The organism is Actinacidiphila bryophytorum (genome assembly GCF_016916835.1).
In the GTDB taxonomy this organism is placed as follows: domain Bacteria; phylum Actinomycetota; class Actinomycetes; order Streptomycetales; family Streptomycetaceae; genus Actinacidiphila; species Actinacidiphila bryophytorum.
The window spans coordinates 55,564-80,404 of record NZ_JAFFIX010000014.1 but is presented as its reverse complement, the minus strand read 5'-3'; the positions used below and the strand labels follow the sequence as shown (position 1 = coordinate 80,404).

The 24,841-nt window shown below is 70.6% G+C and carries 28 protein-coding genes and 1 pseudogene; 15 read left to right on the top strand and 14 right to left on the bottom strand.

Annotated features, from left to right (window positions below):
* The first annotated feature begins 182 nt into the window (after nucleotides 1-182).
* The gene (locus JT723_RS20910; RefSeq protein WP_205046258.1) at nucleotides 183-758 is read left to right on the top strand and encodes a DUF4352 domain-containing protein; all 576 of its coding nucleotides are present in this window, start codon (nucleotides 183-185) and stop codon (nucleotides 756-758) included.
* Nucleotides 759-788: 30 nt separating this feature from the next.
* On the opposite strand, the gene JT723_RS20905 is transcribed toward JT723_RS20910, so the two are convergent.
* On the bottom strand, nucleotides 789-1,325 hold the full coding sequence (locus tag JT723_RS20905; RefSeq protein ID WP_205046257.1) for a hypothetical protein: 537 nt from the start codon (nucleotides 1,323-1,325) through the stop codon (nucleotides 789-791).
* Nucleotides 1,326-1,384: 59 nt separating this feature from the next.
* Here JT723_RS20905 and JT723_RS20900 point away from each other — a divergent pair, with 59 nt between their 5' ends.
* Nucleotides 1,385-1,540 (top strand): hypothetical protein, encoded by a 156-nt coding sequence (locus tag JT723_RS20900; RefSeq protein WP_205046256.1) that lies wholly within the window; start codon nucleotides 1,385-1,387, stop codon nucleotides 1,538-1,540.
* 126 nt (nucleotides 1,541-1,666) lie between these two features.
* Here the strand turns inward: JT723_RS20900 and JT723_RS20895 are convergent, their stop codons facing one another.
* Entirely contained in the window at nucleotides 1,667-1,834 is a 168-nt protein-coding gene (locus JT723_RS20895) for a hypothetical protein (protein ID WP_205046255.1), read from the bottom strand.
* A gap of 14 nt (nucleotides 1,835-1,848) precedes the next feature.
* Between JT723_RS20895 and JT723_RS20890 the strand changes: the two genes are divergently transcribed.
* On the top strand, nucleotides 1,849-2,382 hold the full coding sequence (locus JT723_RS20890) for a COG4315 family predicted lipoprotein (RefSeq protein WP_205046254.1): 534 nt from the start codon (nucleotides 1,849-1,851) through the stop codon (nucleotides 2,380-2,382).
* A 143-nt stretch (nucleotides 2,383-2,525) separates the two neighbouring features.
* Nucleotides 2,526-3,038, top strand: a complete 513-nt coding sequence (locus JT723_RS20885) for a DUF6529 family protein (RefSeq protein ID WP_240165935.1) — start codon at nucleotides 2,526-2,528, stop codon at nucleotides 3,036-3,038.
* A 7-nt stretch (nucleotides 3,039-3,045) separates the two neighbouring features.
* Here the strand turns inward: JT723_RS20885 and JT723_RS20880 are convergent, their stop codons facing one another.
* Together JT723_RS20880 and JT723_RS20875 are read right to left on the bottom strand one after the other, a co-directional pair.
* Nucleotides 3,046-4,311, bottom strand: a complete 1,266-nt coding sequence (locus JT723_RS20880) for an SGNH/GDSL hydrolase family protein (RefSeq protein WP_205046253.1) — start codon at nucleotides 4,309-4,311, stop codon at nucleotides 3,046-3,048.
* Nucleotides 4,312-4,342: 31 nt separating this feature from the next.
* Nucleotides 4,343-6,955 carry a hypothetical protein gene (locus JT723_RS20875; RefSeq protein WP_205046252.1) on the bottom strand — a complete coding sequence of 871 codons (2,613 nt, stop codon included), beginning with the start codon at nucleotides 6,953-6,955 and terminating at the stop codon, nucleotides 4,343-4,345.
* 204 nt (nucleotides 6,956-7,159) lie between these two features.
* On the opposite strand from JT723_RS20875, the gene JT723_RS20870 reads away from it, so the two are divergent.
* Together JT723_RS20870 and JT723_RS20865 are read left to right on the top strand one after the other, a co-directional pair.
* Nucleotides 7,160-7,549 (top strand): hypothetical protein, encoded by a 390-nt coding sequence (locus JT723_RS20870; RefSeq protein WP_205046251.1) that lies wholly within the window; start codon nucleotides 7,160-7,162, stop codon nucleotides 7,547-7,549.
* Between the two features lie 41 nt (nucleotides 7,550-7,590).
* The gene (locus JT723_RS20865; protein WP_205046250.1) at nucleotides 7,591-7,836 is read left to right on the top strand and encodes a Smr/MutS family protein; all 246 of its coding nucleotides are present in this window, start codon (nucleotides 7,591-7,593) and stop codon (nucleotides 7,834-7,836) included.
* A gap of 20 nt (nucleotides 7,837-7,856) precedes the next feature.
* Here the strand turns inward: JT723_RS20865 and JT723_RS20860 are convergent, their stop codons facing one another.
* Complete coding sequence (locus tag JT723_RS20860) at nucleotides 7,857-8,447, bottom strand: TetR/AcrR family transcriptional regulator (RefSeq protein ID WP_205046249.1); 591 nt, start codon at nucleotides 8,445-8,447, stop codon at nucleotides 7,857-7,859.
* 108 nt (nucleotides 8,448-8,555) lie between these two features.
* On the opposite strand from JT723_RS20860, the gene JT723_RS20855 reads away from it, so the two are divergent.
* Together JT723_RS20855 and JT723_RS20850 are read left to right on the top strand one after the other, a co-directional pair.
* Nucleotides 8,556-9,008 (top strand): iron chaperone, encoded by a 453-nt coding sequence (locus JT723_RS20855; protein WP_205046248.1) that lies wholly within the window; start codon nucleotides 8,556-8,558, stop codon nucleotides 9,006-9,008.
* Nucleotides 9,009-9,270: 262 nt separating this feature from the next.
* Nucleotides 9,271-9,531 (top strand): hypothetical protein, encoded by a 261-nt coding sequence (locus JT723_RS20850; protein WP_205046247.1) that lies wholly within the window; start codon nucleotides 9,271-9,273, stop codon nucleotides 9,529-9,531.
* Nucleotides 9,532-9,849: 318 nt separating this feature from the next.
* Here the strand turns inward: JT723_RS20850 and JT723_RS20845 are convergent, their stop codons facing one another.
* The 3 genes from JT723_RS20845 to JT723_RS20835 all read right to left on the bottom strand — a co-directional run bounded on the left by JT723_RS20845 (nucleotide 9,850) and on the right by JT723_RS20835 (nucleotide 14,042).
* Entirely contained in the window at nucleotides 9,850-11,316 is a 1,467-nt protein-coding gene (locus JT723_RS20845; RefSeq protein ID WP_251513878.1) for an RICIN domain-containing protein, read from the bottom strand.
* Between the two features lie 225 nt (nucleotides 11,317-11,541).
* Complete coding sequence (locus JT723_RS20840; protein ID WP_205046246.1) at nucleotides 11,542-12,858, bottom strand: family 8 glycosyl hydrolase; 1,317 nt, start codon at nucleotides 12,856-12,858, stop codon at nucleotides 11,542-11,544.
* A gap of 266 nt (nucleotides 12,859-13,124) precedes the next feature.
* Nucleotides 13,125-14,042, bottom strand: a complete 918-nt coding sequence (locus JT723_RS20835; RefSeq protein WP_205046245.1) for an NADP-dependent oxidoreductase — start codon at nucleotides 14,040-14,042, stop codon at nucleotides 13,125-13,127.
* Nucleotides 14,043-14,168: 126 nt separating this feature from the next.
* Between JT723_RS20835 and JT723_RS20830 the strand changes: the two genes are divergently transcribed.
* Nucleotides 14,169-14,810, top strand: a complete 642-nt coding sequence (locus JT723_RS20830; RefSeq protein WP_205046244.1) for a TetR/AcrR family transcriptional regulator — start codon at nucleotides 14,169-14,171, stop codon at nucleotides 14,808-14,810.
* A gap of 18 nt (nucleotides 14,811-14,828) precedes the next feature.
* On the opposite strand, the gene JT723_RS20825 is transcribed toward JT723_RS20830, so the two are convergent.
* Entirely contained in the window at nucleotides 14,829-15,695 is an 867-nt protein-coding gene (locus JT723_RS20825) for an NmrA/HSCARG family protein (protein ID WP_205046243.1), read from the bottom strand.
* Between the two features lie 218 nt (nucleotides 15,696-15,913).
* Nucleotides 15,914-16,351 (bottom strand): MarR family winged helix-turn-helix transcriptional regulator, encoded by a 438-nt coding sequence (locus tag JT723_RS20820; RefSeq protein WP_205046242.1) that lies wholly within the window; start codon nucleotides 16,349-16,351, stop codon nucleotides 15,914-15,916.
* A 204-nt stretch (nucleotides 16,352-16,555) separates the two neighbouring features.
* Here JT723_RS20820 and JT723_RS20815 point away from each other — a divergent pair, with 204 nt between their 5' ends.
* Nucleotides 16,556-17,089, top strand: coding sequence for a TerD family protein (locus JT723_RS20815; RefSeq protein WP_205046241.1), 534 nt, complete (start codon nucleotides 16,556-16,558; stop codon nucleotides 17,087-17,089).
* Nucleotides 17,090-17,163: 74 nt separating this feature from the next.
* Here the strand turns inward: JT723_RS20815 and JT723_RS20810 are convergent, their stop codons facing one another.
* A complete protein-coding gene (locus JT723_RS20810) occupies nucleotides 17,164-17,907 on the bottom strand; it encodes an SDR family oxidoreductase (protein WP_205046240.1) in 744 nt (247 codons plus the stop codon).
* A 104-nt stretch (nucleotides 17,908-18,011) separates the two neighbouring features.
* Between JT723_RS20810 and JT723_RS20805 the strand changes: the two genes are divergently transcribed.
* A complete protein-coding gene (locus JT723_RS20805) occupies nucleotides 18,012-18,860 on the top strand; it encodes a LysR family transcriptional regulator (RefSeq protein WP_205046239.1) in 849 nt (282 codons plus the stop codon).
* Nucleotides 18,861-19,061: 201 nt separating this feature from the next.
* Here the strand turns inward: JT723_RS20805 and JT723_RS20800 are convergent, their stop codons facing one another.
* The gene (locus JT723_RS20800) at nucleotides 19,062-19,457 is read right to left on the bottom strand and encodes a hypothetical protein (protein ID WP_205046238.1); all 396 of its coding nucleotides are present in this window, start codon (nucleotides 19,455-19,457) and stop codon (nucleotides 19,062-19,064) included.
* A gap of 457 nt (nucleotides 19,458-19,914) precedes the next feature.
* On the opposite strand from JT723_RS20800, the gene JT723_RS20795 reads away from it, so the two are divergent.
* Nucleotides 19,915-21,021, top strand: coding sequence for a glycoside hydrolase family 11 protein (locus tag JT723_RS20795; protein ID WP_205046237.1), 1,107 nt, complete (start codon nucleotides 19,915-19,917; stop codon nucleotides 21,019-21,021).
* 73 nt (nucleotides 21,022-21,094) lie between these two features.
* On the opposite strand, the gene JT723_RS20790 is transcribed toward JT723_RS20795, so the two are convergent.
* A complete protein-coding gene (locus JT723_RS20790; RefSeq protein ID WP_240165934.1) occupies nucleotides 21,095-21,487 on the bottom strand; it encodes a YciI family protein in 393 nt (130 codons plus the stop codon).
* 35 nt (nucleotides 21,488-21,522) lie between these two features.
* On the opposite strand from JT723_RS20790, the pseudogene JT723_RS36460 reads away from it, so the two are divergent.
* The 3 genes and pseudogenes from JT723_RS36460 to JT723_RS20780 form a co-directional block, all read left to right on the top strand.
* A pseudogene (locus tag JT723_RS36460) lies at nucleotides 21,523-22,398 on the top strand (MFS transporter); the annotation flags it as partial.
* 37 nt (nucleotides 22,399-22,435) lie between these two features.
* Nucleotides 22,436-22,798 carry an MFS transporter gene (locus JT723_RS35260; protein ID WP_240165933.1) on the top strand — a complete coding sequence of 121 codons (363 nt, stop codon included), beginning with the start codon at nucleotides 22,436-22,438 and terminating at the stop codon, nucleotides 22,796-22,798.
* Nucleotides 22,799-23,057: 259 nt separating this feature from the next.
* Nucleotides 23,058-23,771 carry a hypothetical protein gene (locus JT723_RS20780; RefSeq protein WP_205046235.1) on the top strand — a complete coding sequence of 238 codons (714 nt, stop codon included), beginning with the start codon at nucleotides 23,058-23,060 and terminating at the stop codon, nucleotides 23,769-23,771.
* Here JT723_RS20780 and JT723_RS20775 read toward each other — a convergent pair.
* Nucleotides 23,731-24,429: a response regulator transcription factor gene (locus JT723_RS20775; protein ID WP_205046318.1), complete on the bottom strand. Its 699-nt coding sequence runs from the start codon at nucleotides 24,427-24,429 to the stop codon at nucleotides 23,731-23,733. The two genes, JT723_RS20780 and JT723_RS20775, sit on opposite strands and share 41 nt — an antisense overlap.
* Between the last annotated feature and the right edge of the window lie 412 nt (nucleotides 24,430-24,841).

Here is a 24,841-nt window from a genome sequence, read left to right as displayed (position 1 = left end):
TGTACGTGCCCATCCAGCGCAGCGTCCCTGGGAGTCCGCACTGCCGAGGGGCCTCCGGCACGGCCACGCAGCCGGCCCCCATCACCCGTAGGGCGCCGCTCGGAATGCGGCACGCCGCGGCGGGGGGCAGTGTGGACTTCCAGTCGCCGGGCGTAACCGCGTCCTGTGCAGGGAGGACACCGATGCGCAGTTTGGCCGGGATCGGTCTGGCGGCGTTGCTTGTCACGACGGCGGTCGGTTGCGCCGGCAACCCAGAGGCCGCCGGGACGCCGAGCAGCACGCCGCCACAGGGATCGGCCTCGTCAGGGCCGAAAAGCCCGATTGCGGCGGCCTCTCATTCCCCCGTACCCGTAGGCCACACGCTGAGCCTGACCGGCATCAACGCCGGCGAGAAGCTCGACGTCACCGTCGTGAAGGTGGTGGATCCGGCACACGGGACAGATTTGTCCAGTCCCCCGCCGGGGAAGCGGCTGGTCGCGGTCCAGTTCCGCCTGCACAACACGGGGTCCACGACCTACAACGACTCCCCCGCCAACGGTGCCAAGGTCGTCGACACCCAAGGCCAGGGGTTCGACTCGGCGATCACGGACACGACGTCGGCGGGACCGAACTTCCCCGCGACCACGACGATCTCCCCAGGCGGCAAGGCCCTGGGATTCATCGTCTTCGAAGTCCCGGCCGGCTCAAAGGTCGCCATGGTGCAGTTCGCCCTGGACAGCGGATTCTCCACCGATGTCGCTCAGTGGAAGGTGCATTGAGCAGGCTCGGGGCGAAGGTTGCGGTTTGCGTCAGGCTTCCTCCAACCGGGACAGGGCTTCGGTGATCATGCGGGTGGCGAAGTCGGGGTCGTCGGTGATGCGGTTGATCTGCTCCGCGAGCAGGACGGTGGTGGCTTCCAGGGGGTTCATCTCCTCCTCCGTCCAGTCTCCGTACTGTCTGCGCCACAGGCTGGGGCTCAGGCCGGTGCCCGCAGCCACGACGAGACCGGCCATGGTGGGGATGGCCTCGGGCCGGATGCTCCTGGGCATCATGCGCAGCGTGGCCACGAGGTTGGGCACGACGTACTCGATGACGTCCTTGTCGTGGTCCTCATGAGCCTTCCGCAGCCAGGTCATGAACATGAAGATGAGCGTGCACGCGCCGTCCAGGAGGTCGTCGACCTCCTCCGGTCCCATCGACGCGGTGAACTGGTCGACCATCACCTGTTGTTCGGGGTCGATCCCGGTCTTGCCCTCGTGGATGCCTTTGAGCCGTGAGTCGATCATCATGAGTGCTGCACCTACATCGCCGACGGGAGCGTGTTGTGGGTCGTAAGGCGATGACACAGGATTCTCCTCGTGCGGCGGCGATGACGTCGGTCCACGGACAGGGGCGGGCGACGTCGATGAAGTTCCACAGGGCAGGCTCGTCCGTCGCCGCGATCTCGGACGGCTCGACCAGACCGGGCAGCATCGCGTACGACCGCGGCGCAGGCACCCGCAACCACTCCTCGATGCGCATCCAGGCGGCTGTCGTCCGCTCCGCACGAGACGGGTCGTAGTCCATGACCTGAGGCTACAAGGGCCTGGCCCGGCGGATCACGGTTGAAGCCGGCCGAAGAGTGCGGGAGCCTCGGGCTCTTCAGGAAGTCGAGGCGATGGTGCTCGTCACGGCGCGGCGACGGACCTCAGCGGAGGGTCGCAGCGCCGCCGAGCCGCGGACGGGCGTCGTCCTTGTCGCCGTTCTGGCCGCGTGACGTTGCGCTGCCCGGCTGACAGGCGGGCCGCATGAGGGTGTCCGGGCGGCCCTGGCGGCTGGGGGTGGCGATGCTGGGGCGTCCCTTCGCAACGCTCATCCCTGGGAGTCCTGATGAAACGGGCTTTTCCGGTCGCCGCCTGCGCGACCGTCCTGCTGGTGTCCGCGCTGAGCGGATGCGGAGGCACGTCCTCGACCGGCAGCGGCACCGCTGACGCCACGGCGTCCTCTCCGGCCGACAGCCCCGCCGCCGCCGTGGCCGCCACCTCCGGCCCCACGGCCCAGAGCACCGTGGCCACCCACAACGCCGGCGGCCGGCTCGGCACGATCCTGGTCGACGGGAAGGGCCGCACGCTCTACCTGTTCGTGGCCGACAAGACCGAGAAGTCGACCTGCAACGGCGCGTGCGCGGCAGCCTGGCCGCCGCTCCTCAGCAAGGGCGAGCCGAAGGCGGGCAGCGGCGCCAAGAGCAACCTGCTCGGCACCAGCAAACGGTCCGACGGTACGACCCAGGTCACGTACAACAAGCACCCGCTGTACCTCTTCGTGGGCGACACCGACCCCGGCCAGACCAACGGCCAGGGCCTCAACCAGTTCGGGGCGCTGTGGTACGTCCTGGACCCGGCGGGCAAGCAAGTGGTGATGTGACCGGTCCGGACTCGTCCGGTGCCGGTGGGCCTTCGGCGGAGGGCACCGGTTCCGGTCCGGGCGCCGGTTCCGGTCCAAGCCCCGGGTCGGACCGCCCGGAGCGGCGGCCGGCGGTACGGGCCGCTCTGATCGCGCTCGTCGCGTTGCTACCGTTCGCGGCGGGCGTCGGCGTGTACGAGTGGAGCAGCCATCTGACCCCGGACTACAACGTGGGCCTTTTCGGCGTCCACGGCCTGGACACCTACGACCTCAAGGCACGCATGGGCACCGCCCTGCTGGGCCTCGCCCTGGTGCAGCTCGGCCTGGCGCTGTGGATGTACGGCCTGGTGCCCGGCACCGGCCACGCCTCCCGGCCGGTGCGTACATCGCACCGGATCATCGGTCTCGTCGCGTTCCTGCTGTCCCTGCCCATTGCCTTCCACTGCATCACCGCGTACGGGTTCGAGACCTCTGACACCCGCGTCACCATCCACTGCATCACCGGCTGCGTGCTGTACGCGATGTTCGTCACCAAAGTGGTGGTCGTCCGCAGCAAACGCCTGCCCGGGTGGGCGCTGCCGGTGGCCGGCAGCGCCCTGATCTGCGGGATCGCCCTCATGTGGTACACAGCGGCGCTGTGGGTGCTCAACGGCGACACCGTCCCGGGCCTGTCATAGGCCGGCGCTACTGGTGCAGCATGTCGAGGTCGACGGCGTCGGCCAGCGCCTGCATGCCGGCCGCGTTCGGGTGGAGGTGGTCGCCCGAATCGAAGCGGGGGTCGAGCGCAGTGGGGTCGGCGGGGTCGATGACGGCCTTCTCGAAGTCGACCACCCCGTCGAAGGCGCCGCTGGTGCGGATCCAGGTGTTGGCCGCCTGCCGGAGGGCTTCGGCGGATTCGCTGTAGTAGCCGTTGCCCCTGTCCGGCAGGAGGGTGGCACCGATGATCCTGACCCCGGCTGCGTGGGCCTGGCCGATCAGGTTCCGGTAGCCGTCGATCAGGTCCTGCGCGGTGAGGGGGCCGCCGCCGGGTCCGGCGTTGTTGCCGATGTCGTTGATGCCCTCCATGAGGATCACATCGCGCACCCCGGGTTGGCCGAGCGCGTCGTGGGCGAAGCGTTTGGTGGCGCTGACGCCCTGCCAGATGTTGGGCACGTCGGTCAGGACGCGGTTGCCGCCGATGCCCGCGTCCACCACGCCCATCGCCTTGCCTGCGGCTGCCAGCCGGCGGGCCAGGTCGTCGGGCCAGCGCTGGTACGTGCCCGTCGGGGTGTTGTACCCGTCGGTGATGGAGTCGCCGAAGGCGACCACGGCGCCGCGGGCGTCGGGCGAGACGACGTCGAGCCCGGAAAGGTAGTACCAGGACGTGGTCGACGCCGTGTAGTCGCCGTCGCCCGACTCGGCCGTGTGGTCGCCCGCAGCGGACAGGTAGGTGGTGTCGAACGCGTCGGAGTGCCAGGTCGCGGAGCTGGTCGCGTGCGGCAGGTAGATGCTGGCCAGGATGTTGTGGTCGGCGGTGACCGTCATCGGGACCGGGTCGCTGACGGCCTCCGCGCCCGCGGCGATCGTCACCGAGGTGCGGCGCCCGAAGGTGACCGCGTGCTCGGTGTGCGGGACCGCGGTGGCCCGGTCGGCCTGGACGGCCACGCTCGTCGACCCGATCGTGAGCGGGGTGGTGCCGCGCAGGTTGGACAGGTGGATACGCAGGGAATGCCCGCTGATGCTGGAGTGGACGACCATCCGGATGGTCCGGTCGTCGAAGTCGGGGCCGCCGATCGTCATACTGGGCGACCACGCCGCCAGCCGCCCGCTGCTGGGCGCCGAGCCGCTCTCGGCTGGCGCGGCGGGTCCGCCGGGTGAGGCAGGCGCGGTGGGTGCGGCGCCCAGCAGGGCGGCCACGACCGCGGTCACCGCCGCCAGCACCGGCGGCGTTCTTGTCTTGGCGAGGAACATTGTCTGCCCTTCTTCGGCCGATGACGGCCGGTCAGCTCAGGGTGAATCCGTCCACCAGGAGGTAGCTGCCGCTGAGCTTGGTCACCGTCAGCGTGTGCGGAGCGTCGGTCAGGCCGGAGACGGACCAGAGCGTCTGGCGGCTGTGCCGCTGCGGAGTGTCGGCACTGACCGTGCCCTTGGACACGCCGTCGAGTGCGATGCCGATGTCACCCTCGTCGGAGTTGGTCTCGGTGAGGAAGCCGATGCCGGTACCGGTGAAGCTGATCGTGGCGGCCGCACCGTTCTGCTGGGTGTAGTGCACACCGTTGTCGAGGTCGCCGTCGCCGCGGGAGCCGCTCGACGACCAGCTGCCGGTGTAGGCGATGCGGAGGTCGTCGTCGTCGGCCGTGCTGCCGGGCGGGGTGCCGGGACCTGCCGCCTTGACGATGGCCAGTGCCGCGGCCGGCCAGTTGCCGTCGCTCACCACGGTGGCCTGCTGGAAGGTGATGTCGGTGCCGTTGTTGTTGTAGGAGGCGGTGTCGCTGTAGTTGTCGTGGATCGAGTCGTCGTGGATGCTGGGCGTCCACAGGTTCGTCCACAGCGACCCGTTGCCGAAGCGCACCACGTTGTCGTGGGTCTCCCACAGCGAGCTTCCCTCGTCGTGGTAGATCATGTTGCAGCCGTCGATGCACTCCGACAGGACGTTTCCGGTGAACTCCGAGGGTGCGGACTGGCCGCCGAGGGTGTAGATCGGACCGCCGTCGAACAGCGCGCCCATCACGCTGTGCACGTGGTTGCCGACCACCTGCTCGCCACCCGCGTAGGTGGTGCCGTGCAGGCACGGGTCCGGCAGCCCCTGCTTGGCCTGGAGCGTGCAGGACGAGGCCCAGCCCCAGCCCCAGCCGATGGAGATGCCCGAATACGGGGTGTAGCCGACGTCGTTGTGCGACAGCGTCGTTCCCCGGCTGTGGCCGACCCAGATGCCGACCGCGTCCGCGTACTCCTGGCCGGGGAACTGCACCACGGTGCGGGAGACCGTGTTGCCGCTGGTCATCAGGCCCGGCTCGGTCTGGTAGTAGTCGTCGGCCTCGCCGACCGCGACGCCGATGCCGGAGGTGTCGGTGATCGTGCTGCCGGTCACCGTGGAGTCCTGGGTCTGGTCGGCCAGGTCTATCCCGCTGGTGCCGGTGTGCGTGACGGTGTCTCCGGCGAAGGTGATCCGCTGTCCCCTGTGCACCTGCACGGCGGCCGGGATACGGGCCGGTGTGCGCGTGGTCGGGTCCCAGACGACGCCGGCCTGGTTGTCCACGTAGCCCTCGGCGGTGGGGGCGGTCCAGGTGGCGCCCTGGAAGGTGAGGCCGGAGAAGGTGATGTCGTGCACCGGTGCGATCGGGTCCGGGATCACCGTGAAGCCGTCGACCAGCAGGTACGACCCGCCGGTCTTGACCACGCGCAGGGTGTGGGACCCCTTGGGCAGCCCGGTGACGGAGACCATGGCCTGCTGGGCCAGCCGCACCGGCCCGTTGCCGGAGACCGTGGACACCTTGGTGCCGTCGATGAGGACGTCAGCGCTGCCCTCGTCGCCGTTGGTCTCCGAGAGCATCTGGATGCCGGTGCCGTCGAAGGTGTAGCTGACCGCGTCACCGTCGGTGGAGGTGTAGTGCACGTCGGCGTCGAGGTCGCCGAGGTGCCGGCCGCCGGAGTAGCCCCAACTGCCGGTGTAGACCGCCCGCCAGTCGGTGTCGTTCAGCGGCGCGAGGTGGCCGGGGGTGCCGGAGGCGTCCACCAGCTGCGGGGCCAGCGGCAGTTCGACGTCGGCGGTGGCCAGGTCCTCGCCCGGTCGCGGCACGTAGTAGAGGTAGCCGGCGTTCGGGTCGATGTAGAACTGGCCCGGGGTGCCGAGGAGTTGGTAGGCGTTCTCCAGCCAGGTGATGCCGTCGAGGGTGGGCAGGCCGGCGCCGTTGAAGGGGAAGCCCGGATGGGGTACGGAGGAGTGGTTGTTGTTCCAGCAGCCGGGGTCCACGGTCAGGTCCGAACCACCGGACGCGGAGGGCGTGATGGAGGCCAGCGGGCAGCGCATCTGCTTCCAGCCGCTGTTGCGCACGACTTCGACCCGGGCGGGGTCGGTCCACCCGGTGTACTTCGGGTCGGCGGTGGTGAAGCCGGTGGCGGTGACGGAGAATCCGGACGGGTCCCGGGTACCGCGGTCGCGGTCGGCCCGCACTCCGTTGACGAACAGTTCCCGGCTGTCGGCGCCCGCAGGTATCTTCGCGCGGTAGACGTCCTTGTCCGCGTCGGTCCTGGTGAAACCGGTGAGCCTGACGGCGCCGGTGAGCACCGGGGTCTGGCCCGCGGCGGCCCGGTAGACCACCGGATGTCCGGGCCGGCCGGAGTCCTCGACCCCGAGCCGGAACGGACCGGTCAACCGGTAGGTGCCGCCGAGCAGTTCGACGACGACGTCTCCTTCGGCGCCGGGGACCAGCTTCCTGGCCCGGTCCCTTGCGGTGTCCAGCGAGCAGGGACTCCGCGCGGTACAGGCGGTCCCGTGCCCGTCGGGCGCGACGTGCAGCACATCAGTGTGCGGAGCGGCCTCGGCCGAACCACCGCTCGACACCCCGAGGGTGGCGGCGACGGCCGTGAGGCAGGCAACAACAGCCCTGCGCATGTACTTTCTCCAGACGGCGGGCGGCAGTGGAGGTGAGACGTCCCATGAATGTACGGGAGAACTTGCCAACTTCCCAGATCTCCCGGCACTTTTCCCGAAGGAGATCGGACCTTTCGGAGATTAGCCCTCCACTCCATGGGCCCGGTGAGTCGCTCCGGGCGGCAGCGGCTATAGTCCGGCAGATCGATTCCGGGGGAGGAAGCAGTGCATCTGCTGGCGGTGGAACAGGAGTTCAGAAGCCGGTCGGACCGGTTGAAGGCGTGGGGCATCGGCCTGCTGGTCGTCGCGGGGCTGTTGTGGGTGTACGCGGCCTGGAGCATGTTCGTGCCGTACACCGACCACCACTGGAGCAAGGGCTGCGCCGCGCCCGCCTTCGCCGACCGCAAGGACCTCTACGTCGACGACGGCCTGCCCGACGGCGATCGGCAGGACCACCTGGAAAGGTGTGCCGCCTCCCGCGACTGGCCGGGGCCGGTGAGCGCGCTGGTCCTGTCCACCCCGCTGGGCGTCGGCGGCGCCCTGCTCTTCGCAGTGGGCGCAACCGCGGTCCGCCTCCGCGAGCACGACGATCTGCGGGCACGCGCCGAGACCTGACGTACGCTGCGACCGTACGGCTACCAGGGAAGGCGGTCACCTTGCTCACGCTCGATCTGCACCCGATCTTCCGCAGCAACCGCGACCTCGACGTCGCACTGCGCCAGGCGCTCTTCAGGGCTGCCGCCACCGGGGTCGACGTGCTTCAGGTCATCCCGGGAAAGGGGACGGGCGCGCTCAGGCAGCGGGTGCTGACCACGCTGGCGCAGACGCATCTGAAGAAGCTCTACGCCCGGGTCGAGATCGACCCCGCCAACCCCGGGCGGATCCTGGTCCACCTGCGCTGAACCACGGCGGCAGCCGAGTCTCAACCGCCGGTTCCGTAGGCGGCCATGAACATGTCCAGCAGTCCGTCGACGGCATCCTCGTCGATGGGTCGGGTCGACAGCAGGCTGCGGTAGTACAGCGCGCCGCACAGCACCTCGGCGGCGAATTCCAGGTTCACTTCCGCGACCAGTTCACCGGTGCGCTGGGCGCGGGTGATCCGGTCGAGAGTGCTCTGCTCGACGGTGGCCAGGAATCGTTCGTGCACGGTCGCCCGCAGCGCGGAATCGGCCTGCGCCTCGGCGATGACGGCGCGGTAGACGGGGCCGATCGGCGGGCTGGACAGGGCCAGGCCCGACCGCAGGAACTGTTCGCGCAGGTCCGCGCGGACGTCCCCGGTGTCGCGGTAGTCCAGGTCGCTGGTCCACGCGCGGTTGAGCGCGTCGAGCAGCAGCGCCGGCATGGAGGGCCAGCGCCGGTAGATGGTGTGTTTCCCGACCCCGGCCCTTCGGCTGACCGCCTCGATGCTCAGGCCGGCGTAGCCGGCTTCCGCGGCCAGATCGAGGGTTGCCTGCAGCAGCTCCTCGGTGCGAGCGGCACCGCGGCGCCTCGGCGTGGCGGGCGAGTCGGTCATACCACCACCCTAACGGCACCGGTCGTGCCGTTGACAACCGCCGAGGATGTCGCGCAGTATTCAGGCTCGATCGGCACACTGCGTGCCGTTATGGAGGGGAGATCCGCCATGAGCACCGACGAGAACAGCACGCACGAGGGATTCACAGCCGAGGAGCGGGCCGCGATGAAGGAGCACGCTCAGGAGCTGAAGACGGCCAGACGCCGTGGCTCGCGTGCGGACAAGGCGGCGGAGGCGGAGCGGGACGTGCTCGCGAAGATCGCCGAGATGCAGGACTCGGACCGGATCATGGCCGAGCGCGTCCACGCCGTGATCTCGGCCGGCGCCCCGGTCCTCGCGCCGAAGCTCTGGTACGGGATGCCCGCCTACGCCCTGGACGGCAAGGTCGTCTGCTTCTTCCAGAGCGCGGAGAAGTTCAAGGCGCGCTACGCGACGCTCGGGTTCAGCGACCAGGCGAAGCTGGACGAGGGAGTGATGTGGGCGGCCGGTTTTGCCCTGACCGAGGTCACACCAGAAGTGGAGAGGCGGATCGCTGCACTGGTGAAGCGGGCGGTGAGCTGACGACGGCAGTCCACGACCGGCCGGCGCGACGAAGGCCGGGGGCTCGCCGTCTCGCGACGGCCCCCGGCCCTCGTCGTCCGCGCCGTCCCGGTCATGGTGTCCCGGGTGTCGGTGCAGCCGAGTGTCCACTGCTGGTTCGCGCCGCCGTTGCAGTCGTAGATGTCCACCGGCGTGCTGTTGGTCTGCGCCCCCCGGCACATCCAGGCACTTGCCCGCGCCCACCGCGTGCACCGGCGAACCGCCGCCGGTCGGCCCTCGAGTCGTGCCTCCGGACGTGGTCGTGCCGCCGGACGGCACCAGGGTGAAGTCGTCGACGTTCACCCAGTTGCCGGCGTTCGCATTGGAAGACTCGCCTACCTGGATCGTTCCGTTGGTCACGGTGATGCCGGGGACGCTGACCTGCTTCCAGCTGCCGATCGCCTGGCTGACCGAGGCGTCCATCTCGCTTCCGCCGAAGTTCTTGTCGAAAGACGTGCGCCGGATTCTGCCCGCCCTGCTATTGACCCAGGCTGACAGTGTGTAAGTCCCGTTCGGATGAGCAGTTCAGCGACACCTTCCCGCCGACCCGGCCAGCAGGGCGCGCAATACGGGCGCCCTTTTCGCTCGGATCCGTACAGAGACGAACATCGGCTTCCCGTCAGACTCCTTGACGGCCCGTCACCAGCGGACCTCACCTCCCCTCCCGTGGGAGCGTTCCCACACCGACTGGAGACGGTTGACGGGCACACCGCTGCGCGGGCCGGCGGCCACATGCCGGGCACAGGGGCACGATGCGGCGGCCGGCGCAGAGCGCCGGCCGCCGCATCGTGCGCTCAGCCGTGGGTCGCGGGTTGTGCGGGGTCTACTGGCGGGACCACTTCTGGTTGCTGCCTCCGGTGCACGTCCACAGTTCGACGAGCGTTCCGTTGGCGGTGCCTGCTCCGGTGACGTCCAGGCAGAGGCCGGACAGCGCGTTGGTGACGGTGCCGTCGCTGTTGAGGGTCCACTGCTGGTTGGCGCCGCCGTTGCAGTCGTAGATGATCACGGCGGTGCCGGCCGTGGTCCCTGAGCCGGAGGCGTCGAGGCACTTCGTGCCGTAGACGACCAGTTCCCTGCTGGAGTTGAGGGTCCAGGACTGGTTGGCCCCGCCGTTGCAGTCCCAGATCTCGGTGCGGGTGCTGTTCGCGGTGCTGGAGTTCGGCACGTCGAGGCACCGGTTGGATCCGGCGCCGCGCAGCACCGCCGAGGTACCGCCACCGCCGCCCGAGCCGCCGCCGGGGTTGGTGCCGGTGCCCCAGCCCCACTGGAGCCGGTCGAGGCCCGACTGGTTGGTGACGCTCACGGACAGGGCGGTGCCGCTTCCGTTCAGGGAGGTGATGGCGCAGGAGGCGTTCTCGCAGGGGCCGGGGCCCTGGGTCTGGTTGGTCTGCTTGACTCCCGTCCACAGGACGGAGCCCATGCCCAGGTTGCGTACGGTGTCGGTGATCGCGTAGAGGTAGGACAGGTCGTTGTTGCCGTCCTTGGGGCCGTTGTAGTTGGCTCCGGTGTTCATGGGGACGCCGAACTCCGTCAGGACGGCCCGGTCGGCGTGGCCGCACAGGTTGCCGGTGAAGTCGTTGACCCAGGCGGCCTCGGTGGTGTGGGAGTCGCCGAACATGCCGTAGATGTGGATCGACAGCAGGGTGCCGGACAGCCGGGAGTCCGAGCCGACCGCGCAGAGGTTGCCGTCGGAGTACAGGCCGGGCACGATCACGTGGCCCCGCGGGAGGCTGGGGTAGCGCGCCAGCCAGGAGGCCTCGAAGTTGGTCAGGTCGGTCGCGTTGTACCCGTACGGCTCGTTCATGATGTCGAAGTAGAAGTTGCTCTTCGCGCCGTACTTGTTGATCATCGTGTCCCACATCTGGTTGAACGACGTGGTGTCACCGACCTTCCCGCCCTGCAGCCAGGGGGCGACGATGACGTTCATGCCCAGCGCGGTGGCGGCGTCCAGGGCCGCGGTGTAGCTGTTCCACCATGTCCCCGACGTGGTGGCCGCGTTGAATCCCAGGCGGACGGTGTTGGCGCCCAGGCCCTGGAAGCCCTTGAGGATCGCGGTGGACTTCGTGTACACGGTCGCGTAGCTGTCGGACGTCGACAGGCCGACGGGGACGTTCGGGCCGGTGATGAAGTTGTCGTTGGGGTCGGCCCAGTTCACCCCGTGGAACTGTCCGGTGGACGCGGCCGCCGCCACCGGAGCGGCCTGCGCCGCGCTGCTCCCGGTCAGCAGTCCGACCAGCATCAGGGCTGCGGTGAGTATTCCGGCGGTCAGGCGCGGAATTCCTCTGTTCACTGTGATCTCCTGGCGGTGGGGGGTGACGGCCAAGGCATGTGCAGTGGGACAGGTTTTTGTGAGCGCTAACACTCCCTCAGGCGGCGAAGTACCGTTGCTCTGCGGAGAGATGGGATGTCCCTGAGGGCGACGGCGGCAGCGTGCACCAGCCGCCCACGGCCTGTCAACCCTCGTCACAGCAGGCACGCCGGCCGCGGCCGTCCCGTACGGGACGGGACGTCCCGGTCAGTGGATGCCGGGCTGCGTGAAGTCGCGGAACCGGCCGCTGTCGTAGAGCAGGCCCAGCATGTAGAGCATGCCGTCGTAGTATCGCGCCTGGCCGGACGGGGTGGCGGTGTTCCACATGTCCTCGACGAACGCCCTGCTGCCGGGGTCGGTCGCCGAGATCGCGGAGGTGGAATTCATCGCCACCAGGCCCTGGGCGTGCGCCGGTTCGTAGGTGTTCTGCCCCGAGGGCAGCGGCGTGCCGTCCAGGTGGTAGCGACTCACGTAGGTGGTGACGCCCTGGCCCTCGAAGAACCTCTCCAGCCGGTTGGAGAACTGCGTCTCCCAGGGCTTCACGCCGTTCCAGGCGGCGTCCACGTTAGCGTTCGCAATGACCCGCCAGGCGTCCTCCTGGAAGTTGTGGGAGTAGGCGTTGTCGTCCGCCGTCTCCCCGGGCCACATGAACGGCGTGCCGTCGAAGTTGGCGTAGCAGGGCGACAGGCCGGTCGTCGCGTTCGGTGCGTCCTGGAGGAGTTTCTCGCCTGCTGCGTACGCCTTGTCCCACAGCGCCTTGTCGGACGGGTCGGCCTTCGCGAAGACCTTGTAGAAGGCGGGCAGCGCGTAGGAGGGGTCGGAGAAGCCGACGGCGCCGGGCGGGGAGAACGTCGGCAGGTGGCTGGCCGCGTCGAACATGTTCACGCCGCCGCTGTCGGAGGCGTGCCACATCGCGTGCAGGATCTGCTCGGCCTGCCGCCCGTAGTCGTACGTGCCGGCGCCGTCGTGCCAGCGGGCCGAGGCCTCGGCCAGCGCCGCCGCCATCCACTGGTCGCCGTCGGGCGCGACACCGGTGTCGATGACCTTGCCGGTGGTGTCGGCGTGCCAGGCGAAGTAGTACTTCTCGCCGCCGCTCTTGATCTGCATGTTCGTCTGGGCGAAGTTCCACAGGGAGTCGAACTCGTGCCTGTGGCCCAGCTGCACCGCGATCATCATCGCGTAGCCCATGCCCTCGCTGCGGACGTCCTGGTTGCCGATGTCCTCGACGTACGCCATGTCGGGCGACAGCTGGTAGTAGATGCTCTGCCCGTCGGCGTGGGTCGGTGCCGTGCCCGGGTCGCCGTGGAAGAGCTGCCGCCAGGCGGCCTGGATCTTCGCGTCGACCGCCCGGGCGGGGTAGCCGGCGCGGGCGAACACGTCCGGCAGCTTCCCCTTGGGGACAGCGGGCGCAGGGGCCGGCCTGCCGTGCCCGGGCGGGACCGCCGCCAGCGCCGCCGAGGGGGTGACCGCCACCAGCGCGGCGGCCGACAGCAGTGCCACGGTCAGTTTGCGTGTCCTGTTCACACGACCTCCAAGTGTCGCCCGCCGGCGTGGTGCAGGTTCCGGCAGCAGCCGCGCGGACGCGCACCGCAGGCGGGGAGCTTCCAGCGCCCCACCGGTGCGGTGGGCACTGCGGCGCCTTGCTCTCGGGCGGAGCCGGGCAACAGCCCTTCACAGGGCGGGCGGCAGGGTTCGGCGTGTACCCGGCACTGGTGATCGGCAACGTAGTCGACGCCCCGCAATTACGTCAACGGTTGAACAAATACGGGGACTTGGAGGTCGCATCGCACTCAGGGGCGTACCCGGATGACGGTCTTGCCCTTGCGCCGCTCGGTCGGGTTCAGCGCGGGGATGGCGTCGTCGAGGGTCGCGACCGTTCCGATGTGCGGACGCAGCCGGCCGTCCCGCACGCGGTCGGCGATCTGCACCAGCTGGCTCGGGACGGACTCGACGACGAAGTCCACCGCCAGACCGTCGGCGGGGCGGGCCTCGACGGGTCCGACCACCGACACCAGGGTTCCGCCGGGACGGACGACGGCCGCAGAACGCCGCTGGACCTCACCGCCGATGACGTCGAAGACCAGGTCGACCCTGCCGAGGGCGTCGAGGTCGTCGCGGCCGAGGTCCAGGAACTCGTTCGCGCCGAAGTCGAGCGCCGCGCGGCGGTCCGCGGCCCGGCCCGTACCGATGACGTAGGCGCCGAACTCGCGGGCGAGCTGCGTGACCACCGACCCGACGGCGCCCGCGGCGCCGTGCGCGAGGACGGTCTGCCCCGCCCGCAGACGGCCGTGCTGGAAGAGGCCCTGCCAGGCGGTCAGGCCGGAGATCGGCAGACTCGCGCCCACAGTGAAGTCGACGTTCCCCGGCAGCGGCGCGAGGTTGCGGGCCTCGACGGCCGCGTACTCGGCCAGAGTTCCGTCGCGGTGCCAGTCCGTGATCCCGAACACCCGCTGCCCCACCGAGAGTCCCGTCGTGCCGTAGCCGAGCGAGGAGACCACACCGGCGAACTCGTGGCCGATGACCGCCTGGACGCGGTCATGGCCCGAGCGGTCGACCCACGTCGAGGGCCACTCCCACTCCGCGGGGACGAAGCCCGACGCGTGGACCTCGACGACGACGTCGTTGATGGCCGGCGTCGGCTCCGGCCGCTCCGCGAGGGTGATGCCGGCCGCTTCCGCGGCCTGGTCCGTAGCGACGACTGCCTTCATGGGGTGCCTCCGTACCTCTCGTGCCCGGCGGGTCCACCGGGCTTTTTGGGCTTCCCAGCCCACTACAGGCAGTGAACACGAGACAGATATGGGCTGTCAAGCCCATTCCGGGTTATCGTGGGTGCCATGGAAGCGACGACGCAGGCCAGGGGGCCGCAGAAGCTCACCGGCAAGGGGCAGGCGACCCGTGCCCGGATCCTGGAGCACGCCGCGGAGCTGATGTACGCAAACGGCGTCCACGCGACGAACAACGAGCAGCTCAGACGTGCCGCAGGCATCAGCGGGTCGCAGCTCAACCACTACTTCCCGACCAAGGAGAGCCTTGTCCTCGCGGTGGTCGAGTGGCAGGCCGAGCGCGTCCTGGCCTTCCACCGCAGCGAGCGCTTCACCGGCTTCGACAGCCTCGACTCGCTCCGGGAGTGGGCGCACTTCTACGTCGCCTACGAGCGCTCCTGCCGGGAAGGCTGCAGCCTCGGCTCGCTCGCCGGCGAGATCGTCAAGGCCGACCTCGACGTCCGCGCGGACCTCGCGCACGCCTTCGAGCAGTGGCGGGACGTCTTCCGCGACGGACTCCGGCGGATGCAGCAGCTCGGCCGCATCAGCGATGCGGCCGACCCCACCCGGCTGGCCCACCTCCTGCTCTCCGCCTTCCAGGGGGGCATGCTCCTCTCCCAGGTCGCCCGCGACATCACCCCGCTGGAGGACGCCCTGCGGGCAGCCATCGACCACGTGGAGACGTTCGCGATATCCCCGGCTGCCGCACCCTGAGGGGTGCGGCCCGGCGTGTCAGGCGGCCGGCGCCGACCAGTTCTCCCGCACCCAGGGCTCCAGGGTGGTCAGCCCGGGGTGGATCTTCCGCAGCGCCGGGATGTCGGCGCGATAGCCCTCGCGGTTGAACCAGCCGAACATGATCGCCGCCTCCTCGCTGAAGGAGCGCACCTCCTCGAGCGACTGCTGCCGGAAGGTGCAGGTCTCGCCGCAGGCGCGGCTGAAGACCGCGGCCATCTGCGCACCGGTCAGCGCGTCGCCGGCGATCTCGGTCCGCCGCCCGAGGTAGCGCTCGGGGTTGTCGAACGCGTCGGCGGCGAAGAAGCCGATGTCCTCCGTGGTGATCATCTGCAGTTCCGTGTCCGGCTCCAGGGCGAGCGAGAGCACCAGGCCGCCGTCCGCGCGCGCGGGGCCGATCCCGGTGAAGTTGCTGATGAACATGGCCGGTTGGAGTATCGAGACCGGCAGGTCGAGCTTCTCCAGATGCTGTTCGACACGGCCCTTGCTCTCGAAGTGCGGCACCCCGCTCCCCCGGTCGGCGCCGCCGACCGAACCGTAGACGAAGTGGCCGACCCCTGCCCGGACCGCGGCGTCGGCCACCGCCTTGCCCTGGCGTTCCTCGCCCTCGACCCCGTCGGGGCCGGTGAAGGTCTGGACGCTGTAGACCCGGCTGACGCCCCGCATCGCCGCGTCCAGCGACTCCGCGTCCTCCATGTCGCCGGTCACCAGCGCGGCTCCCGCGTCCGCCAGCCGCTGGGCGCCCTCGGCCAGCGGATCCCTGACCAGCGCCCGCACCGCCTCCCCGCGCCGCAGCAGCTCCCTGGCCACAGCACCGCCCTGACGGCCCGTCGCTCCGAAGACGAGGATCTCGTCGCCTGCCGACATCACGCCCACCTCTCGTCGATTTACTTGGTCCGCCAAGATGTTACTTGGCCCACCAAGTAATCGACAACGCCGCTGCCTGGCCTGCGTCAGGGCGTGGATGAAAGGAGTCGAAAACTCGACAATGTGACGGCCGCATCGGGCACCGGCGCCCCGACCGAGTGCGGAGCGCGCCGCCACTGCCCCGCAGCGGTGAAGGGGGGTGCCGAAGCGGGGCGCCTTCAGCGGCGCGACGCGGCGGATCTCAGGTTCGTCTCCATGCGCCGCAGCAGGCGCAGGGCTTCGGCACGCGGCCGGTCGGGCATTCCCGCCGTCGTGATCTCCGCCAGGGTGCCCCACGCCTTCTCGACCTGGGCGCGGAGGGCGTTGCCCGCGGGGGTGAGCGACACGATGAGCGAACGGCGGTCCGTCGTCGAGGGGTTGCGGGTGATGAAGCCCTGCTGCTCCAGCCGCTGGACGGTGCGCGTGACGGTGGAGGGGTCGAGCTGCAGCGACTCCGCGAGCGCGGTCTGCGACTGGTGGTCGGACTCCCACAGGCGCATGAGCAGCAACTCCTGGCCGGGGTAGAGGCCGAGTTCCTGCAGGAGGGTCGCGGCAACCGCGCGGTGGGCGTGGGCCAGCCGCAGGATCATGTGGTTGATCTGGCCGGACTCGTCCATGGAACTCCCCTACCGGCCGGTGGCCGAACTGCCTGGCACCCCAGGTCATCATGCCAGAAGGCCGGCGGACCCGGCGTGCGCCGTGGCCGGAAGAGGCCGCTGGACGGCGCGCGGGGCGGGAGAGTGTGGACAGCGGGTGCGGGCACGGGGTAATCGAGGGTGAGAGGTGGCGGCCGGCGCGGCCGCCGAAGGGGGAGACGTCCGATGAGCGGCCTCAGCAAGGGCATCGAACGGGCCGAGGCACGGCTGAAGTGGGATCCGAGTCCGCTGGGGGCTCCGCCGAGCGATCTGGACCTGATCGCCGCGACCTACCGGGCCGGGGCGGAGCACGGCGAGCCGGCGTATCTGGTCGCCTTCGACAGCCGGTTCTCGCCCGACGGCACGATCTGGCTCAACCGCGACAGCACCGACGGCAAGGGCCTGGGCTTCGACGAGGTGCTGACCCTCGAACTGGACCGGCTCGGCTCGGACTACACCAGGGTCGTGCTCGCCGTGGCGATCCAACAGGGCTTCGGCCGGAAGGAGTTCCAGGCGGTGGCGAACCCGGCCTACCAGATCGTGACGGGCTACACCGTGCTGGCCGAAGGCGACTTCACCTCGGTCGGTGCCGCGACGGCGGCGACGGTGGCGGAGTTCACCCGCACCGCATCGGGCGCGTGGGAGTTCCACAGCCTGCTGGCCGGATTCGACACCGACCCCGACACCTTCAGCCGGACGATGGGCCGGCGCCCGTCCTGAGCGCCGGCCGCCGCAAACCGGCCCGTCCGGGCCGCTGTTGCCGGCTCAGTCCGTCCGGCCGGCGGGACGGCGGGTCACCAGGGCACCTCTCCCCCGTCGTCGAAGAAGCGGCCCGTCGGCCCGTCGTCCGGTACGGTGGCAAGCCGGATCGCGACGGCTGCGCCCTGCCGGGGGGTGCGCACTCCGCGGAAGCCGTTGAGGTCGGTCGCGGTGTAGCCGGGGCAGACGGCGTTGATCAGGATGTTCGTGCCGGCCAGTTCCTTGGCGTACTGCACGGTGACGGCGTTGAGGAACGTCTTGGACGGGGCGTAGGCGACCGCGATCGGGCCCGTCTCCGCGCCGGGCGTGGTCTGGAGCGCGAGGGAGCCGACGCTGCTGGAGACGTTGACGATCCGCGGCGACGGCGAGCGGCGCAGCAGCGGCAGCAGGGCGTTGGTGACGCGGATGACGCCGATCACGTTGGTCTCCACGGCCGCCCGTACCCGCTCCACGTCGACCGTGGTGGGCTCCTGCGGTCCGCCGCCGGTGATCGCCGCGTTGTTGACGAGCGCGTCGAGCCGCCCGGCCTTGCCCTCGATCAGCCGGGCCGCTGCCGTCACGCTCGCGTCGTCGGTCACGTCCAGCGGTACGCCGAAGGCGTCGGCCCCGGCCGCACGCAGCTTGTCCACGGCGGCTTCGCGGCGCCCCTCGTTGCGGGCGCCGACTGCGACGGACCAGCCGAGGGCGCCGAGCCCGGCCGCGATCTCGTACCCGATGCCCTTGTTGGCCCCGGTCACCAGCGCGACCCCAGGGTGGTTCACGGTGTTCGTCTCACTCATGGCACCGATGCTCGCCCCCCGCCGGGCAGCGCGTCCAAGACCGACTGGGTGGACGGCGATACCGGACGGGTATCGCTCCTGGTCGGGCGGGTTAGGCTGGCGGGGTGGAGACACGTGAGCTGCGGTACTTCGTGGCGGTCGCCGAGGAACTGCACTTCGGGCGGGCCGCGCAGCGGCTCGGGATCGCCCAGCCCCCGCTGTCGCGCGCGATCGGCGGGCTGGAGCGGCGCCTGGGCACCCTGCTGCTGGAGCGCGGCAGCCGGGGGGTCGCCCTGACCGCGGCAGGGGCGGTGCTGCTGCGGGAGGCGCGGGCGGCGCTGGACGCCGTCGAGGCGGCGGAGCGGCGCACCCGCCGGGCGGCGCTGGCCGGCACCGGCCGCCCCGCCGTGGTCCTGGCCGCCAAAGCGGGCGCCTCCGGCGAACTGCTGGCGAAACTCCTGGACGCCTACGCCGCCGAGCCCGGCGCCGCCGCCGTGGACGTCGTGCTGTGCGGGCCGGGCGAGCAGGCGCGGCTGCTGAGCGACGGCCGGGCCGACGTGGCGCTGCTGCACCGGCCGTTCGACGACACGGCCGGCTTCGACACGGAGGTCCTGCTCTCCGAGGGCCAGGTCGCGATCCTCCCGGCGGGGCACCCGCTCAGCACCCGCCCCCATGTGCGGCTCGCCGAGGTCACCGGCCTTCCCGACCTGCCCCTGCCCCGCTGGCCCCGGCCCGACGGCAGCTTCCCCGACGGACCGGGGCCGCAGGTGCGCGACCACACGCAGCTCACCCAGCTCATCGCCCTCGGCCGCGCCTGCGCGGTCGTCCCGGAGTCGGGGCGTACCGGCCTGCGTGAGGGCCTCACCGCCGTGCCGGTGCCCGACGCGCCGCGGGTCACCACGGTCATCGCCTGGCCCCCGCACAGCCGCTCGACCGCGGTCGCGGGACTGGTCCGGGCCGCCACCGTCCTGTGACCGACCGACCGGCTGAACCGCCGGCTAGGCCGTGTTTTGGAAGTCCCGCCTGCCCCGCGACGCCTGGCACGCACGCTCGCTGCGTTGTCGGAGTCGTCCGAGTAGGCCCACTACGAGGACGACCCTCCGCCTTGCGATCGCACGCACCAGACGCCGCGGGGCCCGCCCTGTGGGCGGACGGCGCTACTTCCAAAACACGGCCTAGGCGATGATCTCGATACAGGCCCTGCCCGGGTAAGTGCCGGGGAGGGTGTTGGTCGTCATGCCTCCGCAGAGAACGCTTCCGTTGGGGAAATTGGCGTTGACGGCGAGAACCACCTTGGAGACGCCACTCACCCTGGCGCTGGTATTCCAGTAGCCGTTCGCGTTGTCGAGCACGTAGCCGTAGCCGCTCACCGTGCCGCTCCTGGCGGTGATGGTGACGCTGCTGACGTACGTGCTGGTGCCGACGACGCTGACGCAGTACGTGCTGCCGCAGGTGCTCGCCGACATCGGGTGCACGGTGGCGGCGCCCGCCGGGGCCGCCGTGAAGGCCAGAGCGCCGACCGCGGCCGCGGCCGGGAGGGTGAATCGCGTCAGGGCAGTACGAAACTTCACGGACCTACCTCTTCCACTTGACTCCCGGCCGGATTGTTCTGACCAGGTGAATTCACACTATCGACCGCCCGACGCCCCGACAAGAGGTGATTAATTGATTCCGCTTTCCCGCACATTTTATTTGGACTTCGTAGCAATTATTCCCTTGGGGCAACGGTGAATGGAGCAGCCAGGGTGCCGCCCGGGGCCCGGGTGCTCCAGCCGGCTGCCCACGGCCTGACCGGCCGTCACCCTCCGGCCGCCGTACGGTCGATCCGAAACTTTCGCTGCGATCGTGACTGCTGATCAGGGAAGTCGTCGCAGCACAGGGCTCATTGCCGACAGAAAGATTCGAAAGTTCCACCGAAAGTGTTGACAGTGGTCATGTGCGGGCCAGACTGTTCGACGTCGCCGGTGACTGGTCGCCGGCGGTCCGGGTTGCACCTTCCCCCCACGTCTGTACCAGGAGGACACACCCATGAGGACACCGATCCGGGAGCTGCGGCGCAGACGCTCCCTCGTCGCTGCGCTCCGCGGCCTTGTCGCCGTGGCCGCAGCGGTCATGGTCGCCTTCGCGCTGCCCGGCGCGGCTCAGGCCGACACGACCGTCAACTCGAACAGCACCGGCACCAACAACGGGTACTTCTACTCGTTCTGGAGCCAGAACAGCGGCCAGGCCTCCATGACCATGGGCTCCGGCGGCCAGTACAGCACCACGTGGAACAACGTCACCAACTTCGTGGCCGGCAAGGGCTGGAACCCCGGCACGACGGCGCCGGTGACGTACTCGGGCACGTGGAACTGCAACGGCAACTGCTACCTGTCGCTGTACGGCTGGACCACGAACCCGCTGATCGAGTACTACATCGTCGACAACTACGGGAACTACAACCCCAGTTCCGGGTCGACGAAGCTCGGTTCCGTCACCAGTGACGGCAGCGTCTACGACCTGTACCGGACGCAGCGGGTCAACCAGCCCTCCATCGAGGGCACCGCGACCTTCTACCAGTACTGGGCGATCCGCCAGGCCAAGCGCACCGGCGGCACGATCACCGTGGCGAACTTCTTCAGCGCCTGGGCGCAGGCGGGCCTGAACCTCGGCACCCCGAACTACGAGATCCTGGCCACCGAGGGCTACGGCTCGTCCGGCAGCTCCAACATCACCGTGGGCTCCAGCAGCGGCGGTACGACCGGTGGCACCACGGGCGGCACCACCACCGGCGGGACGACCGGCGGCACCACCAGCGGCGGTACGACGGGCGGCACCACCGGCGGCAGCGGCAGCGGGTGCACGGCGACCTTCTCCAACGCCTCCGACTGGGGCGCCGGCTTCACGGGTGCGGTCAACGTCAAGAACACCGGCTCCTCCGGCATCAACGGCTGGACCGTGAAGATGACCTTCCCCGGCAACCAGACCGTCACCAACCTCTGGAGCGGCAGCTACACCCAGTCCGGCAACACCGTGACCGTGAACAACGCCAGCTACAACGGCTCGGTGGCGGCGGGCGCAAGCACGTCCTTCGGGTTCAACGCCAACTACTCCGGCAGCAACGGCGCTCCGGCGCTCACCTGCACCGCGAGCTGACACCCCGCTGACCGCGGCGGTCCGCCCTCCCCCGGGAGGCGGACCGCCGTCGGCGGTTGCGCCACCGTCCGGCTCAGACCCCCTCCGGGGCGTCCGGAACGGGGTGCACCTCGACCGGGTCGCTGCCGGGCTTCCCGCCAGGGCCGGGACACGCGGACGCCCGTGCGGCGATCTCCAGGGCGCGGTCCTCGCTCGCCACGTCGACCAGCCAGTAGCCGGCCAGGATGTGCCCCGCGTGCGCCGGCCCGTCCGCGACCTGCGGCTGCCCGTCCGCCCCCGCACGCACCGTCTTGACCCGCGACGGCCCGCCGAGCCCCTGCGCGTCCACCCACTCCCCGCGCTCGGTGATCTCGGCGTTGAGCGCGTTCATGTGTGCGAACATGACCTGCATGTCGTCCTTGGAGTACGACGCCATGACGGCGTCCCACTCGTCAGCGGGCACGTTCATCTGGATCATGTACTTCATCTTCCCGTCCTTCCCGTTACGGCTTCCCTCGCTCGGTGAGCCTGCACGGGGATAGACGGCCACCCGCCCCGAAACTCATCGGTGCCCACCGCACCGGCGTCCTGCGCAACCGCAACTTCCTGCTCCTGTGGTCCGGCAACGGCGCCTCGCTGATGGGCACCTTCGGGGCCAGGCTGTGCTACCCGATCCTGACCCTGGACATCTCCGGGTCCCCGGTGCTGGCCGGCTGGACGACCTTCGCGGCCACGGTGCCCGGCCTGCTGTTCTACGCGCACGCCGGGGTCGTCGCCGACTTCTGCGACCGCAGGAGGACGATGCTGCGCTGCCAACTCCTGGGCGCCGCCGCATCCGCGGTGCTGACCGGGTGGATCCTCGCCGGCGGACCGGCGCTGGCGGGTGTCGTCGTCGGGGTCGCCCTGGTCGAAGGGGCCGCCTTCGCGTACTTCGGGCTTGCGGAGGTCGCGGCCGTACGCGACCTGGTGCCCGAGGAGCAGTATCCGGCGGCGTTCTCGCTCTACGAGGCCGAGCAGCCCGCGGCCATTTTGATGGGAAGGGTGGGGGGTGCGGCTCTGCTCGGTGCGGCACGCTGGGCGCCCTTCGCGGGCAACCTCGCCTCCTACGCCCTGTCCCTCGGGGCCGTCTCGGCCATGCGCGGTGACTTCAGCCCCGTCGCGGACCGGCGGGCCGAGCGGCGGGAGCCGTGGTGGACCCGTATGCGCGACGGGTTGGCCTGGGTGCGCCGCTCCCGCTACCTCGGGGCCTCCACCCTCGCCACCGCCGCGGCCAACGCCCTCTTCCAGGTGACGATCCTGCTGCTGATCGTGCAGTCCCACCAGGACGGCCGACCTGCGTGGTCGGTGGGCGTCACCCTGGCCGGCGCGGGCGTCGGCGGGGTGGCCGGGGGCGGCGCTCGCGCCGCGGGTCACGCGGGGGCGCGCGCCCGGGTCGGTGTTCGTCGCCGGGCTGTGGGCCTGGGCACTGGTGCTCACGCCGATGGCCTTCACCTCCGACCCGGTCGTCATGGCCGTCTCCTGGTCCGGGGTGGGGGCGGTCGGGACGGTGGTCAGCGTGGTCAACACCCTGGGCCGCATCGCTGCGGCACCGCCCGAGGCGCTGGGTCGGGTGGTGGGGCTGGTCTCGCTCGTCACGGACGGGGCGGTGCCGGCGGGGGCCGTGGTGGGGGGCTATGCGCTCGGCGCGTGGGGTGCCCGTGTCACCGGGTGGGTGGTGCCGGTCGTGCTGGGGGTGGTCGCGGGCGTTGGTGCGGTGGCGTTGCGCGGGAGTGGCAGGCGCCGCGGCGCGGAGGGCTAGCCGGGGGGGGCGGGGGGGGGGGGGGGGGGGGGGGGGGGGGGGGGGGGCGGGGCGGGGGGGGGGGGGGGGGGGGCGGGGGGGGGGCGGGGGGGGGGGGGGGGGGGGGGGGGGGGGGGGGGGGGGGGGGGGGGGGCGGGTGAAGTGGGCGTGCGGGGCCTGCTCGGAGTAGTAGGTGCGGCCGCCGTGGGAGCGGCGGGGCCAGCGGTGCTCGCTGGCGAGGCGGTAGACCGTGCCGACGGGGGTGTTCCACAGGCGGGCGATGTCCTGGGCGGTGAGCCAGCTCTCGCCGGCCGGGGCGCCGGGGACGGCGCGGCGCAGCAGCGTCCACTCGGCGGTGGCCCACGAGTGGTCGGGGTCGGCGTCGCAGCGGATGCGGGTGCGCTCGTCGAGGCCGCCGCTGCGGAAGGTCGCCACCAGGCGGCCGCGGCAGCCGGTCTCGACGCAGCCGCCGACCTGGACCCTGCGTACCGGGTCGGCGGTGAGGGTGCGGCGGGCGGCCCTGGCCAGCTGGGCGACCTCCGCGGCGGCGTCGCCCGCCGCGGGGTGCGCGGCGAGCCAGCGCAGGTGCCGCAGCAGGAAGCCGGCGAGCCGGGCGACCTGCCGCTGCGGGGCGCTCACCCCGCGCTGCTCGGCGACCAGGCCGCTCCACGCGCTGAGCGTGCCGAGGATCTCGGTACGCACCTCCATCGCGGTGCCGTTGATGGTCATGCCGGGCAGCGGGCCGCCCGAGGTGTGCTCGCGCACCCCGCCGGGCGCCGCACCGCCGAGTGCGCGGCCGCACTCCTCGTACATCTGCGGAAGGTCCTGGATCCTGCGGGCCAGCAGGCGGGCGCAGGGTGCGCACAGCCGCAGGCCGTCGAGCGCCAGGCCGGGGGTGCCGTTGTCGGGGCCGCGCCTGCAGGCCTCGCACAGGACGGTCGTCGGCATGCGGCTCACCCCTGCCCGAGCCGGAAGCCGATGCCGCGGACGGTGACGATCCAGTCGCTGGAGCCGAGTTTGCTGCGCAGGCTGCTGACGTGCGTGTCGAGGGTGCGCCGGGACCAGGAGTTGCCCCACACCTCGCGCATCAGGTCGTCGCGGCCGAGGACCCGGCCGGAGCGCGAGGCCAGCGCGTGCAGCAGGTCGAACTCCTTGCGGGTCACGCCGATCTGCTGGCCGTCGAGGTGGACCTCGCGGGAGACCTCGTTGATGTTCAGCTGGCCGTGCTTGATGATGTGGCCGGAAGGGCGCGGGTGGACGCGCCGCATGATGGCGTCGGTCCGCGCCATGATCTCCCGTATCCGGTACGGCTTGCGCAGGAAGTCGTCGGCGCCGGCCCGCAGGCTCAGGACGCAGTCCAGCTCGTTCTCGCTGACGGCCGCGGCGATGAGCGGGGTGCTGTCCACCGACCGGATGCTCCGGCAGACCTCCAGGCCGTCGGCGTCGGGGAGTTCCAGGTCGAGGATGATCAGGTCCGCGTCCCGCGCGAGCCGCAGCGCGGCGTCCGCGGTCTGCACGTGCTGCACCTTGTGGCCGTACCGGCGTAACTGGTGGGCTAAGTGGTCGGCTTGGTCGACGTCACCCTCGGCGATGAGGATGCGCCAGGTCAGAGATGCATATCCATTCGGAGTTTCGGATTCCGCCAGTCGCATCGCTTGGTCACTCACGACTCCCCCTCGTCTGAAGGTCCCGTAGTAAGCGCGTGCCCGACTCATGAAAGTAGAAAGCTGTATGACTGCTTGTCAATGCCGAATGATGATCCAGGATACCCGGTATACTCGATGCTGCCCAAGCCTCAACCCGACGGTCCGACACACTCATTTCGGGGAGACAGTGGCCATATTGCTGAAGAGTTAACTCACCAAGCAACACAGGCAGGCAGGTGTGTAAAGGAAAGCGCCGCGGCCGATCACAGCAGTGCTCGCCGTGCCGGCGCGCGGACTGGCGCGGATGACCATCGTCCCCCGTCCGGTCGTCACACTTGTGGCTTCCAGTCTCTGCAGCCACAGCGGCACTATACGACACGGCGCAGGTTTGTACGAGGCCGCCTGTACCGCCCCGGAC